We start from the raw sequence: 17,855 nt of genomic DNA on the forward strand, positions 1-17,855 counted from the left end.
TGACACAGCGCGGCCCTCAATGAATGTCACGGCGTCTTCCCCTTCGCATCTGCTCAAGATCACCGCTGTGACAGCGCGCTGGGCGCTGGGTCTGCTGATCGCAGCATGGCTGTTGTTCGCACTTGTGGTCCTGGTCCTACACGGCTGGATTGTGCCGCGAATCGGCGAATACCGTGGGGCGCTGGAAGCGCAGGCCACACGCTCCATCGGGGTAGAGGTTCGCATCGGTTCCATCAGGGCGCAGGCCGAGGGCTGGCGCGGCATGCTGTTCCCTTCTTTCGAGCTGCGCGACGTGGCGCTGCACGACGCCCAGCGGCGCGAGGCGCTCAAGCTGCCGCGCGTGGTGGCCACCGTGTCGCCGCGCTCGCTGTGGCGCCTGTCCTTCGAGCGGCTGTACATCGAGCGGCCCGAGGTCGACGTGCGGATGGACGCGCTGGGAAAGCTGCATGTGGCCGGGCTGTCCATGGGCACGGGCACCGAGACCAGCGGCGAATCACGATCTGCCGACTGGGTCTTTTCGCAACGCGAGATCGCCATCGAAAGCGGCACGGTACGCTGGAGCGATGAGCGCCGCGGCGCGCCGCCGCTGTTGCTGACCGAGGTCAACTTCTTCGCCCGCAACAGCGCCCGTCGGCATGCGCTGGGCCTGGACGCCACGCCGCCCCTCGGCTGGGGTGAGCGCATGTCCTTGCGCGGCCAGTTCCGCCAACCCCTGCTGTCTCGCCGCAGCGGCAATTGGCAGGAATGGGACGGCCAGATCTACGCCGACCTGCCGCGCGTCGACGTCAGCCGCATCGGTCGCTATGTCTCGCTCGACGCCCGGGTGCGCGAAGGCCGCGGCGCACTGCGCGGCTGGGGCGACGTGCGCAAGGGTCAGCTGGTGGGCGGCGTGCTCGACATGGGGCTCGACAGCGTCGACGCCACCCTGAACGCGAAGCTGCAGCCACTGGTGCTGCGTTCGGTCACCGGTCGCCTGGCCGTGAAAGAGAAGGAAGACGACCGCACGATCGAGGTCTCGACCACCAACCTGCAGTTCGAAACCAGCGATGGCGTGCGCTGGCCCGGCGGCAACATGTGGCTGTCGCACACGCCAGCCAGTGGGCGCCAGACGGAGCGCGGCGCCCTCAAGGCCGACCGGCTCGACCTGGCCATGCTGAGCCAGATCGCCAATCGGCTGCCGCTGGGAGACAAGCTGCACGAGGCGCTGGCCAGGCGCGCCCCGCGCGGCCTGGTCGAACGCATCGACAGCGAGTGGGATGGCCCGCTGGATGCGCCACGCCGCTACCAGGCGCGCGGGCGGGTGAGCGGCCTGTCGCTGGCCTCCGAGCCGGCGGAACAGCCGGACCATGCCGGCAAGCCGGGCCTTTCGGGCGCCACCATCGATTTCGACGCGACCCAGGCCGGCGGCTCGGCCAGCATCAGCCTGGCGCGCGGCACCCTGGCGTTGCCGGGCGTGTTCGAGGACCCGCTGCTGCCCATCGACGAGCTTTCCACCCGCGCCCAATGGAAGATCGACGGGCCGCGCATCCAGGTGCAGCTGGCGAATCTGCGCTTTGCCAATGCCGACGCCCAGGGCGAAGCCAAGCTGAACTGGCGCACCGCCGATCCGGCCACCTCCAGCAGCCACGCCCGTTTCCCCGGCGTGCTGGAGCTGGACGGCAAGCTCACGCGCGCCGACGGCACCCGCGTGCACCGCTACCTGCCGCTGCACATCCCGAAGGAAACGCGCGACTACGTGCGCGAGGCGATCACGGCGGGCGTGGCCAACAGCGTCGACTTCCGCGTCAAGGGCGACCTCTGGGACATGCCCTACCCGGATCCCAAACAGGGCGAGTTCCGCATCGCGGCCAAGGTGGCGGACGTGCACTATGCCTACGTGCCACCGGAGGCCGACGGCCGCGGCGGCAATGGCAATCGCGGCGACGGCACCACGCCGCACTGGCCGGCGCTCACCGGCGCCAGCGGCGAGCTGGTGTTCGAACGCGTCGGCATGAAGGTGCGCAATGCGCGCGGCCGGCTGGCCGGCGCGCCGGGCATCGAGCTGCACAAGGGCGAAGCCGAGATCGCCGACCTGATGCATCACGCGCCGCTGCTCAAGCTGCACCTGCAGGCCGGCGGCCCGCTGGGCGAGCTGCTGAAGGCGGCCGCGCCGCTGGCCGGCCCGGCGCGCGATCTGGCGGGCGCGGCGCGCGCCACGGGCAAGGCCGACTACAAGCTGCAGCTGGAACTGCCGCTGGACGCCATGGACAAGGCCAAGGTGCAGGCCAGCGTGGCCCTGATCGACAACGAGCTGCAGCTGGCACCCGACCTGCCGCCCTTCACCCAGCTGCGGGGCCAGCTCAACTTCAGCGAAAGCGGCTTCGGCCTGGCCGGCGTGCGCGGGCGGCTGGCGGGCGGTGACGTGCGTGTCGACGGCAAGGGGCGCTACGCCGGCAACACACACGAGCTGAGCTTCAAGGCGCAGGGCGTGATGGCGGCCGAGGGCGTGCGCAGCCAGCGCGAGTTCGGCTGGCTGGCGGACCTCGGGCGCAAGATGACCGGCAGCACCCCCTACCAGGCCGAGCTCGGCATCCGCGACGGTGTCTCCGAGTTCTCCTTTTCCAGCAACCTGCAGGGCCTGGGGCTTGCGCTGCCTGCGCCGCTTGCCAAGGCGCCGGAAGATGCGCTGGCGCTGTCCATCGACAAGAAGGTGGTGGCGCGCGAGCCGGCCAAGGGCGCCGCGGCGGCCCGCGTGCAGGACCGGATCTCCATCGGCCTGGGCCGCATCGCCTCGGCCACCTGGCTGCGCGACATTTCCGGGGCCGAGCCCAAGGTCATCAACGGTGGCATCGGCATGGGCCTGCCCAGCGGCGAGGCGCTGGTCTCGCCCGAGCGCGACGTGATGGCCAACCTCAACCTGGCGCGCTTCGATGTCGGCGCCTGGCGCGCGCTGTTTCACGACCCGGCCGGCGTCCCGACGCCAGCCAGCGGCACGGTGGACGCGGAAGCCTCGCCCTACCTGCCCAGCCTGATCGCGCTGCGCGCGCAGGAGCTGCGCTTCGGCGGCCGCCGTCTCAGCAACGTGGTGCTGGGCGGCAGCCGCGAAGGCCTGCTCTGGCGCGCCAACGTCGATGCCGACGAGCTGAGCGGCTATGTGGAATACGGCCAGGCCCAGGCCGGCCGCGTCATGGCGCGGCTGGCGCGCCTGAAGATCGCGCGCAGCGAGGCGAGCGAGGTCGAGTCGCTGCTGGACGAGCGCGCCACCTCGCTGCCCGCGCTGGACGTGGTGGTGGACGACTTCGAGTTGTACGGCCGCAAGCTGGGCCGGGCCGAGGTCGAGGCCACCAATCGCGGCGGCGGCGGCACGCGCGAATGGCGCCTCAACCGCCTGAAGCTCAGCACCCCGGAGGCCACCTTCGCCGCCCAGGGCAGCTGGGCACTGGTCGGCGGTGCACGCCCGGGCGGCGCCGCCGCCGAAGAGCGCCGCACCAGCATGAACTTCAAGCTGGACATCGAGGATGCCGGTGCCCTGCTGGCCCGCTTCGGCATGAAGGACGTGCTGCGGCGCGGCCGCGGCCGGCTGGAGGGAGACGTCGCCTGGCGCGGATCGCCCTTCTCCCTCGACTACCCCAGCATGGACGGCAAGCTGCACGTGGACGTGGAACAGGGCCAGTTCCTCAAGGCCGAGCCGGGCATCGCCAAGCTGTTGGGCGTGCTGAGCCTGCAGGCGCTGCCGCGCCGGCTCACGCTGGACTTCCGCGACGTCTTCAGCCAGGGCTTCGCCTTCGACTTCATCCGCGGCGACGCCAGCATCGCCAAGGGCGTGGCCAACACCAACAACCTGCAGATGAAGGGTGTCAATGCGGCGGTGCTGATGGATGGCTCGGCCGACCTGGGGCGCGAGACCACCAATCTGCGCGTGGTGGTGGTGCCCGAAATCAATGCCGGCACCGCGGCCCTGGTGGCCACCGCCATCAACCCGGCCATCGGCCTCGCCGCCTTCCTGGCCCAGTACGCGCTGAGCAAGCCGCTGTCCGCCGCCGCCACCCAGGAGTTCCAGATCGACGGCAGCTGGGCCGACCCGAAGATCAGCAAGGCGGCGCGCCGGCCGTCGCTCGACAACCAGCAGCAGCGCGAGCCGCAGCCCGCCCGGCAGTCCGCCCAAACGGAGACCAAGCCATGAAAGTCGCTGCCATCCAGATGGTCTCGGCCATTGCCCGCGAAGCCAACCTGGCACGCGCTCACCGCCTGCTGGGCGAAGCCGCGCAAGCCGGCGCCGAGCTGGCGGTGCTGCCCGAGTACTTCTGCGTGATGGGCCAGCGCGACACCGACAAGCTGCAGCTGCGCGAAAGCGCCGAAGGCGGCATGGTGCAGGGCTTTCTGGGCGACGCCGCGCGCGAGTTCGGCATGTGGATCGTGGGCGGCACCGTGCCCCTGGAGAGCGAGGAGGAAGACCATGTCTTCAACAGCTCGCTGGCCTATTCGCCAGAGGGCGACTGCGTGGCGCGCTACGACAAGATCCACCTCTTCTACTTCGACAACGGCGCCGAGCGCTACGACGAGCGCCGCGTCATCACGCCCGGCGTGCATCCGGTGGTGTTCGAGCTGCCCTCGCGCGACGGCCACCGCTGGAACGTGGGCCTGAGCGTCTGCTATGACCTGCGCTTTCCCGAGCTGTACCGGGCGCTGGCGCGCCATGGGGCCGAGCTGCTGCTGGTGCCCAGCGCCTTCACCCGCACGACCGGCGCGGCGCACTGGGAGGTGCTGCTGCGCGCCCGCGCCATCGAGAACCTGGCCTGGGTGGTGGCGCCGGCGCAGGGCGGCACGCATGAGAACGCGCGCCAGACCTGGGGCCATTCGATGATCGTCGACCCCTGGGGCGCGGTCGTGGCGCAGCAGGACGACGGCGAAGGCGTGGTGCTTTTCGATGTCGACGCGCACCAGATTGAGCGCGTGCGCACGCAATTGCCGGCGCTGTCGCACCGCGTGCTGTAGTGGCTGGCACAACGGGGGTGTCCGAGAGCATGAGCCGCCGCCCGGCCGCTCCGAAGGCGGCTCGAACCGCAGTGCGCAGCACGGAGGTCATCGAATGAGCGCGCTGCTGGAGCTGCCGGTGCGCGGCGGCAAGGTGCTGGCCCGCTTGCGCTCGGCCTGGCAGCGCTGGTTCTTGTGGGTGCTGCTGGCCGCGCTCGTGATGGTGCTGGTGGGCACCGTGGTCTGGCTGACCGGCCGCCACGAGGTGCAGCAGGTGCAGGAGGCGCTGGACCGCGACACCGCCGATGCGGCGGCCGACCTGCGCAGCGGCCTGCAGCGCAATGCCCAGAGCCTGCGCGCGCTGCAGGCCGAGTCGGGCGGCGCCCTGCAATGGGAAATGCGCGCCCGCGAGCAGCTGCGCGCGCACCGCGAATGGCTGCGCCTGGAGTGGCGCGATGCGGGCATGCAGCTCTTGGCCGCGGCCGACACGCCCTACCGCGGGCAGCTGTTCGACAAGGCCGCGCGCCGCAGCGCGGACCAGCCCGACGTCACCCTGGCCTGCGCCAGCGCGCGCAAGCTGAACGGTGCCGCTTATTCGCCCAGCCATTTCGTGGCGCTGGCCGAGGGCGGCGGCATGGAAGTGGCCGAAATGTGCCTGCCGCTGGAAGGCGGCGGCTTCCTGGTGGCGGCCTATTCGCTGCGCGACATCCTGATCGAACTGGTCACGCCCAGCCTGCGGCGCGGCCAGGAGGTGGCGCTGGTGGAACTCGACGGCACACGGCTGGCGGCGGTGGGCGCGCAACGCCGCAGCGGCACCCGCGTGTTCAGCGCGCAGCAGACGATCGACCTGCCGGGCTTTGCCGTGCTGCTGCGCATCGACGGCTGGCGCGCCGAGCCTGACCTTTTCCCCAACATGCTCACCGGGCTGGTCACCTTCATCTCGATCGCGCTGGTGTCGGTGCTGATCCTGCTGGCGCGCGACACCAAGCGGCGCATCAAGGCCGAGCGCGACCTGGCCGATTCGCTGGCTTTTCGCAAGGCGATGGAAGACTCGGTGGTCACCGGCTTGCGTGCGCGCGACCTGCAGGGCCGCATCACCTACGTGAACCCGGCCTTCTGCGAGATGGTGGGCCTTTCGGCCGAAGCGCTGATGAGCGGCGATGCGACGCACGCGCCTTACTGGCCCACCGAGCTGGCGCACGAATACCAGCAGCGCCAGGCCGCGCGCCTGGCCGGCGGCATGCCGCCGCGCGAGGGCTTCGAATCGGTCTTCATGCGCAAGGACGGCACCCGCTTTCCGGTGCTGATCTTCGAAGCCCCGTTGATCAACGCCGAGCAGGAACAGACCGGCTGGATGAGCGCCTTCGTCGACTTGAGCGAGCAGCGCCGCGTCGAAGAACTGTCGCGCGCCACGCAGGAGCGCCTGCAGGCGAGCGCGCGGCTGGCCACGGTGGGCGAGATGGCATCGCTGCTGAGCCACGAGCTGACGCAACCGCTGGCCGCCATTTCCAGTTATGCCAACGGTTCGCTCAACCTGCTGGGCGGGGACGGCGAAGGCAGCGCGGGCACCGCCGCAGTGGTCAGCGAAGACAGCCGGGCCGACCTGCGCATGGCGCTCGCGCGCATTGCCGAGCAGGCCGGGCGCGCCGGCCGGGTGATCCGCAGCGTGCGCGACTTCGTGCGTCGCCGCGAGCGCACGCGCGAGGCGATGCGCGTGCAGGACCTGGTCGACGCGGTGCTGCCGCTGTGCCAATTGCAGGCGCGCAAGCTGGGCGTGCGCATCGTGGTCGCCATCGAGCCCGGATTGCCGCCGGTGCTGTGCGACCGCACGCTGGTGGAGCAGGTGCTGCTCAACCTGGCGCGCAATGCCATGCAGTCGATGGATACGCCGCAGGTCTCGCAGCGCGAGCTGCGCCTGGCGGTATCGCGCGCGCAAGGCAACAGCAGCGGCATCAGCAGCGGCATCGGCGAGGCGCGCCGCTGGGTCGAGTTCTCGCTGGCCGACCTGGGGCTGGGCATCGACGACGAGGTGGCGACCCGCCTGTTCACCCCCTTCTTCACCACCCGCAGCGACGGCATGGGCCTGGGCCTGAGCCTGTGCCGCACGGTGGTCGAGCAGCACGGCGGCGTGCTGGCCTACGAGCCCAACCGCCCGCGCGGCACCATCTTCCGATTCACACTGCCGGCGGCGGACGACGCGCCGACCTGAGACCATGCAACCCCTGATCGATGGCCTGATCTTCATCGTGGACGACGACGCCAGCGTGCGCGAGGCCCTGGCCTGGCTGCTGCGTTCGCGCCGCCTGCAAAGCGAACACTACGCGAGCGCCGAGGAATTCGAGGCCCGGCTGGCCGCCGAGACGAACCCCGCCACGCCCAGCCATCCGCGCTGCCTGCTGCTGGACGTGCGCATGCCCGGCACCAGCGGCCTGGTGCTGTACGACCGGCTGGCCGAGCGCGGCTGGCTGGCGGCGATGCCGGTGATCTTCCTGACCGGCCATGCCGACGTGCCCACCGCCGTCGACCTGGTCAAGCGCGGCGCCTTCGATTTCTGCGAGAAGCCTTTTTCGGACAACGCGCTGGTCGACCGCATCGAGCACGCCCTGGGCGCATCGGCCCGCGCCATCGTGGCGCAGCGCGAGCGCGCCGCCATCGCCGCCCGTGTGGCCGAACTCACCGAACGCGAACGCCTGGTGATGCACAAGGTGGTGGAAGGCCTCCCCAACAAGCTGATCGCCGATCAGCTGTCGATCAGCGTGCGCACGGTGGAAGTGCACCGTGCGCGCGTGTTCGAGAAGATGGAAGTGAAGTCGGCCGTGGAGTTGGCCAACCTGCTGAGGGGAGGCCCGGGCGGCCCTTAACCCTGGGGACGTTCGCCTACGAAGATTTCTACGCGGCGGTTTTGCGCGCGGCCGGCGTCGCTGTTGTTGTCGGAAATGGGTTGGCGCGAGCCCTGGCCTTCGATGCGGAAGGCGCTGGAGCGCACGCCGCGTGAGATCAGGTAGTCGCGCGTGCTGGCGGCGCGCTCGATCGACAGCGGGTTGTTGATGGAATCGCTGCCGCTGCTGTCGGTGTGGCCGATGATGCGCACCTCGGCGTTCGGGTTGTTGCGCAGGCCGCTCGCGAACTGGTCCAGGATGGGCCGGAAGTTCGACTTGATGGCGGCACGGCCCACGTCGAAGGAGATGTCGCTGGGGATCTGCAGCTTGAGCTCGTTGTTGGCCGTTTGAGTCACACCCACGCCGGTGCCCTGGGTGGCCTGCTCCATCTGCTTCTTCTGGGCTTCCATGCGCTGCGACCACAGATAGCCGCCGCCCGCGCCCACCAGGGCGCCAATGGCCGCACCCGCGCCGATGGCGCCGCGGTCGCCGCCGGTCATCGAGCCGATGGCCGCACCCGCCAGTGCGCCGGCACCGGCGCCGATGCCGGTGCTCTTTTGCGTTTGGGTCATCTCGCCGGCGCAGCCGGAGAGCAGCAGGCCTGCGGCCACGGTCGAGAGAACGAGCTTCTTCATTGTCATGCGAGTCCCTTGGGAGGAGTTTTTATGGACCGCCGATTATGGAGAAGGCAAACGCGGGTCCCGTGTCAGCCGCCACCTCAAGTGTTGCGCTTCGTTTCTTCGGCGGCGGTCTCGTCCTTGTCGTGCACGGCGCAGGCTGGCTCCTCTTCCTCCTCTTCCTTGCGGCCCGAGAACATGGTCCACCACACGATCAGCGCCAGCACCACGAGTGCAGCCAGCGCTTCGAGCAAAATCAAAGCCATATGAAAAGTGGATTCCTTGCGCTGTTGGGAGCTGTGATCGTAGCAACGCTGGCCGGCTGCGCGAGCCGCTCCTTGCCGCCTGCCGATGTCGGCGCACCCGCGCCGCCGGTACAGGCGCGGCCGGAGCTGCCGCCGCTGACCGGCTCGCTCGCCCATCCCAAGAGCCGCTGGGTACCCACCGCCTGGAGCGAGCTGCCTGGCTTCAGCGATGACGCCCTGCACGAAGGCTGGATCGCGCTGGTGGCCAATTGCGCGCGCCCCAACGCCGCTTTCGCGCCGCTGTGCGCCGAGGTGCGCCAGCTGGCCCTGGCCGACGACGGCGAGCAGCGTGCCTGGATGATGCAGCGGCTGCAGCCCTACCGCGTCGAATCGCTTTCGGGCCAGAGCGAAGGCAAGCTCACCAGCTACTTCGAGCCGGTGTTCGAAGCAACGCGCCGCCCCAGCGCCAGCAACACGGTGCCGCTCTACGCACCGCCGTCCGGCCTGGACGGGCGCCGCCCCTGGTACACGCGGCAGGAGATCGACACCCTGCCCGAAGCGCAGGCCGCCCTGCGTGGCCGCGAGATCGCCTGGATGGCCGACCCGATCGATGCGCTGATGCTGCAGATCCAGGGCTCGGGGCGCCTGCGCATCACCGAGCCCGACGGCACGCAGCGCATGGTGCGCGTGGCCTTTGCCGGCCACAACGCCCAGCCCTATCGCAGCGTCAACCAGTGGCTGTTGAGCCAGGGCGTGACGCGCATCAATCCCTGGCCCGACGCGACCAAGGAGTGGGTGGCGCAGAACCCGCGCCGCCTGTCGCAACTGCTCTGGAGCAACCCGCGCTACGTGTTCTTCCGCGAAGAAGCGCTGACCGACGTCGATGCCGCCTTTGGTCCGCGCGGCGCCCAGGGCGTTCCGCTCACTGCCGGCCGCTCGATCGCGGTGGACCGTGACAGCATTCCCTATGGCACGCTGGTCTGGCTGGCCTCCAGCGGGCCGGCGGTGCAACTGCAGAAGCTGGTGGTGGCGCAGGACACCGGCAGCGCCATCGTCGGCGCGGTGCGGGCCGACTACTTTGCCGGCACCGGGGCCGACGCCGGCCGCCTCGCATCGAAGGTGGACCAGCCGCTGCGTTTATGGGCGCTCTGGCCCAAGTGACACCGGGGCGTCACATTGAACTTTTAGGGTCGCGGGTTGATTTTTCCAACCCCCAATCCCACGAAAGTTCTCCGAGATGTCCGACAAGACCCACGTTGATCTCATCGCCGCCATCGACCCCGATGACATCGGCTACAACCCGACCAGCAACCCTTCTTTCAGCGATCTGATCGAAGCGCGCCTGAGCCGCCGCAAGATCTTCGGCCTGGGCCTGGGTACCGCCGGCGCGGCGCTGCTGCAAGCCTGCGGCGGTGGCAGCAACGACACGCCGGCGCCCGCGCCCGCACCGGCGCCTGCCCCGGCACCCGCACCTGCCCCTTCCCCGGCCCCGATGAAGCTCAACTTCAACGCGGTCGCCAAGAGCATGGACGACGTCGTCACCGTGCCGCCGGGCTACACCGCCAGCGTGCTCTACCGCCTGGGTGACCCGATCGCCGCCGGCGTCGCCGCCTACCTGAACGACGGCACGGACGACCCGGCCAGCTATGACCGCCGCGCCGGCGACCACCACGACGGCATGACCTTCTTCGGCGCCGATGCGTCGGGCAAGTGGAGCAAGACCGCGGCCGAACGCGGCCTGCTGACGATGAACCACGAGGCCATCACGCCGCTGTTCCTGCACCCCGCCGGCCAGACCGTGGTCAGCGGTGTGCGCACCGTCGCGGCCGAAGTGCAGCGCGAATTCTTCCTGCACGGCGTCAGCGTGATCGAGGTCAACGAGAGCGGCAACGCCTGGAGCTACAAGCAGGACTCCAGCTTCAACCGGCGCGTGCATACGCTGACCGAGATGGCCTTCGGCGGCCCGGCCGCCAAGACCGACTACCTGAAGACGAAGTACTCCACCGACGGCAGCAAGACCCGCGGCACGCTCAACAACTGCGCCAACGGCTCCACGCCCTGGGGCACCTACCTCACTTGCGAGGAGAACTGGGCCGGCTACTTCCGCCGCACCGCGGCCACCGACGACGCCGAGCGCAGCGCCAAGGAACTCGCCACCTTCAAGCGCTACGGCGTGGGCGGCTCGACCACCTCCGGCGGCGGCGCCGGCCGCGAGCTGTGGGCCACCGTCACCCCCGACACGGCCGACAACATCTACGGCCGCTGGAACACCGAAGCGCTCGGCGCCAGCGCCCTGGACGACTACCGCAATGGCGTCAACACCTACGGCTGGGTGGTCGAGATCGATCCCTTCGCGCCCGCCAGCACGCCCAAGAAGCGCACCGCGCTGGGCCGCTTCGGCCACGAAGGCGCCTGCCTGGGCCCGGTGGTCGTCGGCAAGCCGCTGGTCTGGTACATGGGCGATGACTCGCGCAACGAGTACATCTACAAGTTCGTCTCGACCCAGGCCTGGGATGCGGCCGACATCGGCGGCGGCATGGCGGCCGGCGACAAGTACATGGACGACGGCAAGCTCTACGTGGCCAAGTTCAATGCCGACGGCACCGGCACCTGGCTGGAACTGAGCATGGGCATGAACGGCATCACCGCCGGCAACGCCGCCTATGCCTTTACCGACCAGGCCGACGTGCTGGTCAACGTGCGCCTGGCGGCCGACGCTGCCGGCGCCACCAAGATGGACCGCCCGGAGTGGGCGTCGGTCAACCCGAAGACCGGCGAGGTGTACCTCACGCTGACCAACACCAACGCCAGCTCGCGGCCCATCGACAAGACCGATGCCGCCAACCCGCGCTTCTACAACGACCCCAAGGGTGCGGCGCTGACGGCACAGAAGGGCAACCCCAACGGCCACATCGTGCGCTTTGCCGATGCGGGCGGCAATCCGGCGGCCACCACCTTCAACTGGGACGTTTACCTGTTCGGCGCGCGTGCCACGGCTGCCGCCGACATCAACCTGTCGGGCCTGGTGGCGGACAACGATTTCTCCAGCCCCGACGGCCTGTGGTTCAGCGAAGCCTCGCCCGGCCTGCTGTGGCTGCAGACCGACGACGGCGCCTACACCGACGTCACCAACTGCATGCTGCTGGCCGCCCTGCCCGGCAAGCTCGGCGACGGCGCTGCCAAGACCATCACCAACGTCGATGGCGCCACCACGCGCCAGCAGGCCACCTTCGTCGGCAAGGCGCCGGGCGCCGAAGGGCTGCGCCGCTTCCTGGTCGGCCCGAAGGACTGCGAAGTCACCGGCATTGCCGAATCGGGCGACGGCCGCGCGCTGTTCGTCAACATCCAGCACCCGGGCGAGGACACGGCGGCGGCTGCCATCGGCGATCCGAGCAAGTTCAACAGCCATTGGCCGCAGGGCGGCACGGCGCGTCCGCGCTCCGCGACCGTCGTGATCACGAAGGACGACGGCGGCCTGATCGGTCTCTGATCGCGCTCAAGACCGCGCCGCCGGCAACGGCAGCGCGGTCTTGTAGCGCACCTGTTTCAGCGCAAAGCTGGATCGGATTTTTTCAATGCCGGCAATCGGCGTGAGCTGTTCCAGGATGAACTTCTCCAGCGCCGCGATGTCGGCCACCGCGACGCGGATCAGGTAGTCGCTGTCGCCGGTCATGAGGTAGCACTCCATCACTTCCTCGTGCTCGGCGATGCGCTGCTCGAAAGCGGCCAGCGATGCCTTGTTTTGCGACGTGAGGCTGATCGAGATGAACACGTTCAGCCCCAGGCCCAGCGCCTGCGGGTTGGCGATGGCCACGTAGCGGTCGATCACGCCGGCCGCCTCCAGCGCCTTCACCCGCGCCAGGCACGGCGAGGGCGAGAGCTGCACCCGGCGCCAGTTCCACGTTGGACAGGGCGCCGTCCTGCTGCAGTTCATCGAGGATGCGCAGGTCGAGCGCGTCGAGCTTCATGGCGACAACATTTCCTTGGATGCTGGAATGGCGGCAGTTTATGCTGCAATGGTCGCGTCTGGCGGCTTGGATCGGCATCTCATTTCGATGCAAGCGGCCTAAAGTGCGGCACTATGAACGCCCCACTGCACCCCGAGCATCTGCGCGCCCTCATGGACATGCCTGCCTCGCAAGTCGAAGACCCCGATCCCGCCGAGAGTGCGGAATGGCGCGAGGCTTTTGCCGCGCTGGTCGAGGCGCACGGCCCGGAGCGTGCCCGCTTCATGCTCGACGAGCTGGCGCTGCTGGCGCGCCAACGGCAGATCGGCTGGCAGCCCGAGCTCGGCACGCCTTATGTCAACACCATTCCCGTCGAGGCGCAGCCGGCCTTCCCCGGCGACCTTGCCACCGAGGAGCGCCTGGGCTCGCTGATGCGCTGGAACGCGTTGGCGATGGTGGTGCGCGCCAACCAGGCTTACGGCGAGCTGGGCGGCCACATCGCCAGCTATGCCAGCGCGGCGGATCTGTTCGAGGTGGGCTTCAATCATTTCTTCCATGCAAGGGATGCGGCTCACAAGGGCGACCTCGTGTTCTTCCAGCCGCACAGCGCGCCGGGCGTGTATTCGCGCGCTTTCCTCGAAGGGCGCCTGCGCGAGGAAGACCTCAAGCACTATCGCCAGGAAATCGAGGTGGCCGAAGGCGCGCGGGGCCTCTGCAGCTATCCGCATCCCTGGCTGATGCCCGATTTCTGGCAGTTCCCGACCGGCTCCATGGGCATTGGCCCGATCAGCTCGATCTACCACGCGCGCTTCATGCGCTACCTCACGCACCGCGGCCTGCTCGACTGCCATGGGCGAAAGGTGTGGGGCGTGTTCGGCGACGGCGAGATGGACGAGCCCGAATCGATGAGCGCCCTCACCCTGGCCGCGCGCGAAAAGCTCGACAACCTGGTGTGGGTGGTCAACTGCAACCTGCAGCGCCTGGACGGCCCGGTGCGCGGCAACGGCCGCATCATCGACGAGCTGGAGAAGCTCTTTGCCGGGGCCGGCTGGAACGTCATCAAGCTGGTCTGGGGCAGCGACTGGGACGGCCTGTTCGCCCGCGACACCAGCGGCGCCCTGGCTCGCGCCTTCGCCGACACGGTGGACGGCCAGATGCAGACCTTCGCCGCCAAGGACGGCCGCTTCAACCGCGAGAACTTCTTCGGCCAGAACGAGGCGCTGGCAAGGCTTGCCCAAGGCATGACCGACGAGCAGATCGATCGCCTCAAGCGCGGCGGCCACGACCTCGTGAAGATCCATGCCGCTTACGCCGCAGCGGCCGCGCACCGCGGCCAGCCCACGGTGATCCTGGCGCACACCAAGAAGGGCTACGGCATGGGCACGGCCGGCCAGGGCAAGATGACCACGCATTCGCAGAAGAAGCTGGACGACGCCGAGCTCCTGGCCTTTCGCAACCGCTTCAACCTGCCGCTGACGGACGAACAGGCCACCTCGCTGACCTTCTACAAGCCAGCCGAGGACAGCGCCGAGATGCGCTATCTGAAGGAGCGCCGCGCGCAACTGGGCGGGAGCATGCCGCGCCGCGAGACCGCGTGTGACGCGGTGCCGGTGCCGCCGCTGGCCGGCTATGCGCAGTTCGCTGTCGCCGCCGCCGGCAAGGAGATGAGCACCACCATGGCCTTCGTGCGCATGCTGGGCAACCTGCTGAAGGACGCCAGCCTGGGCCCGCGCATCGTGCCCATCGTGGCCGACGAGGCACGCACCTTCGGCATGGCCAACCTGTTCAAGCAGGTGGGCATCTATTCCAGCGTGGGCCAGCGCTATGCGCCGGAAGACATCGGCTCGGTGCTGAGCTACCGCGAGGCCACCGACGGCCAGATTCTGGAAGAAGGCATCAGCGAGGCCGGCGCCATTGCCAGCTGGACGGCGGCGGCCACCAGCTACAGCGTGCACGGCCTGGCGATGCTGCCCTTCTACATCTACTACTCGATGTTCGGCTTCCAGCGCGTGGGCGATGCGATCTGGGCCGCCGCCGATCAGCGCGCCCGCGGCTTCCTGCTGGGCGCCACGTCGGGCCGCACCACCTTGGGCGGCGAAGGCCTGCAGCACCAGGACGGCAGCAGCCACCTGGTGGCCGCCACCATTCCCAACTGCAAGGCCTGGGACCCGGCCTTTGCCGGCGAGATGGCGGTGATCGTCGATGCCGGCATGCGCGAGATGCTGATCGAGCAGAAGGACGTCTTCTACTACGTCACCCTGATGAACGAGAACTACGCGCAGCCTGACTTGCCGCGCGAGGTGCATGGCGATGTGCTGCGCGGCTGCTACCGCTTCGGCGCCCATGGGCCGGATGCGGCGGCGAAGCGCGTCACGTTGATGGGTTCTGGCGCGATCCTCACCGAGGTCATCAAGGCCGCGCAGCTGCTGGCTGACGAGGGCATTGGCGCCGAGGTGTTCAGCGTCACGAGCTGGAGCGAACTGGCGCGCGATGGACAGGCCTGCGAGGCGGATGGCGCCACGCCCTTCGTCGCGCGGCAGTTGGCTGCGGCCACGGGGCCGGTGATCGCCGCCACCGACTATGTGCGGGCCGTCCCCGAGAGCATCCGCGCGTATGTGCCCGAAGGGCGGCGCTACGTCACGCTGGGCACGGACGGATTCGGGCGCAGCGATACGCGCGCTGCCTTGCGCCGCTTCTTCGGGGTGGATGCGCACAGCATCGCGGCGGCTGCCCGGCGGGCACTGACCGCCCTCGCCGCCTGAGTCGCTGGCGCAAGCCCGCGGTCCTACACGCCAAGCGCGATGCCGTCGCTGCGCGGGTCATGCGCGCCGCTCATGCTGCCGTCCGCATCGATGCGGATCACGCCCGGATGACCGGCCAGCGGGCTTTGCGCGTCGATCGGGCTCATCTCGTGGCCCCGCGCCGACAGCGCCTTGAACACTTCGTCGCCCGCGTCCCGCTCGAGCTTGAGGCTGTCGCGCGTGTCGGAGAAGGTGCGCCCCAGCAGGAAGCGCGGCCGCGCCAGCGCGGTGAGCGGGTCCATGCCGTAGTCGATCAGCCGCGTGAGCACGGCGGAAAGCGTCTGCGGCTGGCCATCGGCGCCTTGCGTGCCATAAAGGATGTTGGGGCGCCCATCGCGCAGGTACATGCCGGGGTTGAGGGTATGGAACGGGCGCTTGCCCGGCTGCAGCACGTTGTGGTGCTTGGGGTCGAGCGTGAACGACGCGCCGCGGTTGTGCCACAGCACGCCGGTGTCGCCCACCACCACGCCGCTGCCCCAGTCGAAATACACCGTCTGCAGCACGCTCACGCACCGCCCTTCGCGATCGGCGGCGCCGATGTAGACGGTGTCCGCGGGCTTGAAGACCTGCGGCCAGGGCATCGCCGTGTCCATGCGGATGCGCCTGGCCAGCGCATCGAGGTTGTCCTTGGAGAGCATCCGCATCACCGGCGCGTCCACGTATTCCGGGTCGGCGACGTAGCGGTTGCGGTCGATGAAGGCAAGCTTCACCGCCTCGACCAGCAGGTGGTAGTAGTCCGCGCTGCCTTCGGCGTATCGCCTGAGGTTGAAGCGCTCGAGGATGCCCATGATCTCGAGGGTCGTGACACCCTGTGTGGGCGGGCGCAGGCCGACCAGTTCGCCGCCGCGGTAGCCAACCCGCAGCGGCATTTCGTCGCGTGCCCGGCAGCGCGCCAGATCCTGCGCGGTGAGCGGCGAGCCCAGCTGCTTGAGGCCATTGGCCAGGCGCCACGCGGTCTCGCCTTCGTAGAACTCGCGGGCGCCGTTGGCGGCGATCCTGTCGAGCGTGCGCGCCAACTGCGGCTGGCGGAAGGTCTGGCCCACTTCGGGCATGCGTCCGCCCGGCATGAAGACCGGCGCGAAGCCCGGCCAGCCGCCCAGTTCCTTGGCGCGGAACGCCTGCCAGAAACGCTGCGAAGGCGTGACGGGAAAGCCGTTCGCCGCATGCTCGATGGCCCGCTTGAACAAGGCGCTCCAGGCCTGCCGCCCGCCCCACGATTTGCGGCTGAAATCGTAGGCCTGATCCCAGGTGTCGATGGCCGCGGCGGCGGTCAGCGCCGAGCCCGGTCCCCGCACGGGGATCGATCCGCTGTAGTTCAGCGGCTGCGCCGCGGCCTGCCCGGCGCCGGAGAGCGTGCGCAGATTGCCCTTGCGGTCACCGATCACCCAGAAGGCATCGCCGCCGATGCCCGAGAAGTGCGGGTAGGTCACGCACAGTGCCGCGCCGATGGCGATGGCCGCCTCGATGGCATTGCCGCCGGCCTGCAGCACTTCGAGGCCCGCCTGGCTCGCCAGTTCGTGCGGGCTGGTGACCATGCCGGCCGACGAGCGCGCCAGCTTGCCCGAGGGCATCGCCGCTGCAGCCTGCGCGCGCACCGAACGCGGCAACGCGGCGGTACCGGCGAGGGCGGCGCCACCCAGGAGAACGCTGCGGCGCGACAGTCCCGAAGACGTCGATCCGAACGCTTGAAGAAATGTGTCCATGCTGTCCCACTCCATCCGTGTCCGGTCGATCCGGCGACCCGCGAAGGGTAGGAAGGAGTGGCACGCACTGTCTATCGACCCGCGCTGATGGACTCAATTCGCGGCATGAATGGTCACGGGCTTGGCTGCAGCGGCGTCGATGTTGCGGGCGGTTCCGAGCAGGGTTGCGCACAGCTGCTCCTGTCCATCGTCGTTCACCGCGTACACCTCCGCGGCGCAGATGGTCAGCAAGCGGCTGGCGTTCACCACGCGGCCCCGCGCGCGCAGATGGCTGCCGCACGCCGGCGCCAGCAGCTTCAGGGTGCCGTCGATGGTGGCGTTGATCCAGCCTGGCGGCAGCAGCGTGCCCGCTGCAGACACCGCGGCGAAATCCGCCACCGCAAACACGGCGGTCGCCTGCAGCTGGCCGGGCCGGAAGCAGAAGGCGTCGAGCACCGGTATCTCGATTTCCGATTCGCCGGCCTCGAGGCGGCGAAAAGCCAGTTGCAGGGTCTGGGCCATCGGCATCGCCAGCACGGCGTGCCGCACCCGTTCGGCTTGGTTCATGCAAAGCTCCTTGGTTGCGCAATTCATGCGCCTGCGGCAAGCCTCCCACCGCCTGCCGGCGCTCGCAATCACCTGCGCGACGTCGGCCCGCGCCGACACCGTTTCTGCGGGCCGGCCGATGGCGCGTGGGCCAAGCGCGGCTCCTATACTGCCTTCGGCCTGCA

At 69.4% G+C, this 17,855-nt stretch carries 11 protein-coding genes and 1 pseudogene; 7 read left to right on the top strand and 5 right to left on the bottom strand.

What is annotated here, in order from left to right; all coding sequences use genetic code 11:
* Positions 1-19 precede the first annotated feature (19 nt).
* The 4 genes from ACIPRI_RS07380 (at position 20) to ACIPRI_RS07395 (ending at position 7,814) form a co-directional block, all read left to right on the top strand.
* Positions 20-4,162, top strand: coding sequence for a YhdP family protein (locus ACIPRI_RS07380; protein ID WP_446620766.1), 4,143 nt, complete (start codon positions 20-22; stop codon positions 4,160-4,162).
* Positions 4,159-4,974 carry a carbon-nitrogen hydrolase family protein gene (locus tag ACIPRI_RS07385; RefSeq protein WP_446620767.1) on the top strand — a complete coding sequence of 272 codons (816 nt, stop codon included), beginning with the start codon at positions 4,159-4,161 and terminating at the stop codon, positions 4,972-4,974. Before ACIPRI_RS07380 ends, ACIPRI_RS07385 begins: the two co-directional genes overlap by 4 nt.
* Positions 4,975-5,068: 94 nt before the next feature.
* Entirely contained in the window at positions 5,069-7,162 is a 2,094-nt protein-coding gene (locus ACIPRI_RS07390) for a two-component system sensor histidine kinase NtrB (RefSeq protein WP_446620768.1), read from the top strand.
* A 4-nt stretch (positions 7,163-7,166) separates the two neighbouring features.
* Positions 7,167-7,814, top strand: a complete 648-nt coding sequence (locus tag ACIPRI_RS07395) for a response regulator transcription factor (RefSeq protein WP_446620769.1) — start codon at positions 7,167-7,169, stop codon at positions 7,812-7,814.
* Here ACIPRI_RS07395 and ACIPRI_RS07400 read toward each other — a convergent pair.
* Positions 7,811-8,467, bottom strand: coding sequence for an OmpA family protein (locus ACIPRI_RS07400; protein WP_446620770.1), 657 nt, complete (start codon positions 8,465-8,467; stop codon positions 7,811-7,813). The two genes, ACIPRI_RS07395 and ACIPRI_RS07400, sit on opposite strands and share 4 nt — an antisense overlap.
* 83 nt (positions 8,468-8,550) lie before the next feature.
* Positions 8,551-8,715 (bottom strand): hypothetical protein, encoded by a 165-nt coding sequence (locus ACIPRI_RS07405; protein ID WP_446620771.1) that lies wholly within the window; start codon positions 8,713-8,715, stop codon positions 8,551-8,553.
* On the opposite strand from ACIPRI_RS07405, the gene mltA reads away from it, so the two are divergent.
* Positions 8,716-9,855 carry a murein transglycosylase A gene (gene mltA / locus ACIPRI_RS07410; protein ID WP_446620772.1) on the top strand — a complete coding sequence of 380 codons (1,140 nt, stop codon included), beginning with the start codon at positions 8,716-8,718 and terminating at the stop codon, positions 9,853-9,855. It abuts the gene before it with no gap.
* Positions 9,856-9,931: 76 nt separating this feature from the next.
* A complete protein-coding gene (locus tag ACIPRI_RS07415) occupies positions 9,932-12,184 on the top strand; it encodes a PhoX family protein (protein ID WP_446620773.1) in 2,253 nt (750 codons plus the stop codon).
* 6 nt (positions 12,185-12,190) lie between these two features.
* Here the strand turns inward: ACIPRI_RS07415 and ACIPRI_RS07420 are convergent.
* Positions 12,191-12,662 (bottom strand): annotated as a pseudogene (locus ACIPRI_RS07420) (Lrp/AsnC family transcriptional regulator).
* Positions 12,663-12,775: 113 nt separating this feature from the next.
* Here ACIPRI_RS07420 and mdeB point away from each other — a divergent pair.
* Positions 12,776-15,403 carry an alpha-ketoglutarate dehydrogenase gene (gene mdeB, locus ACIPRI_RS07425; protein WP_446620774.1) on the top strand — a complete coding sequence of 876 codons (2,628 nt, stop codon included), beginning with the start codon at positions 12,776-12,778 and terminating at the stop codon, positions 15,401-15,403.
* Between the two features lie 23 nt (positions 15,404-15,426).
* On the opposite strand, the gene ACIPRI_RS07430 is transcribed toward mdeB, so the two are convergent.
* Both ACIPRI_RS07430 and ACIPRI_RS07435 read right to left on the bottom strand, forming a co-directional pair.
* On the bottom strand, positions 15,427-17,145 hold the full coding sequence (locus ACIPRI_RS07430) for a gamma-glutamyltransferase family protein (RefSeq protein ID WP_446620775.1): 1,719 nt from the start codon (positions 17,143-17,145) through the stop codon (positions 15,427-15,429).
* A gap of 93 nt (positions 17,146-17,238) precedes the next feature.
* Positions 17,239-17,691: a PaaI family thioesterase gene (locus ACIPRI_RS07435; protein WP_446620776.1), complete on the bottom strand. Its 453-nt coding sequence runs from the start codon at positions 17,689-17,691 to the stop codon at positions 17,239-17,241.
* Positions 17,692-17,855: the final 164 nt, after the last annotated feature.

Source organism: Variovorax sp. LARHSF232 (assembly GCF_052871435.1).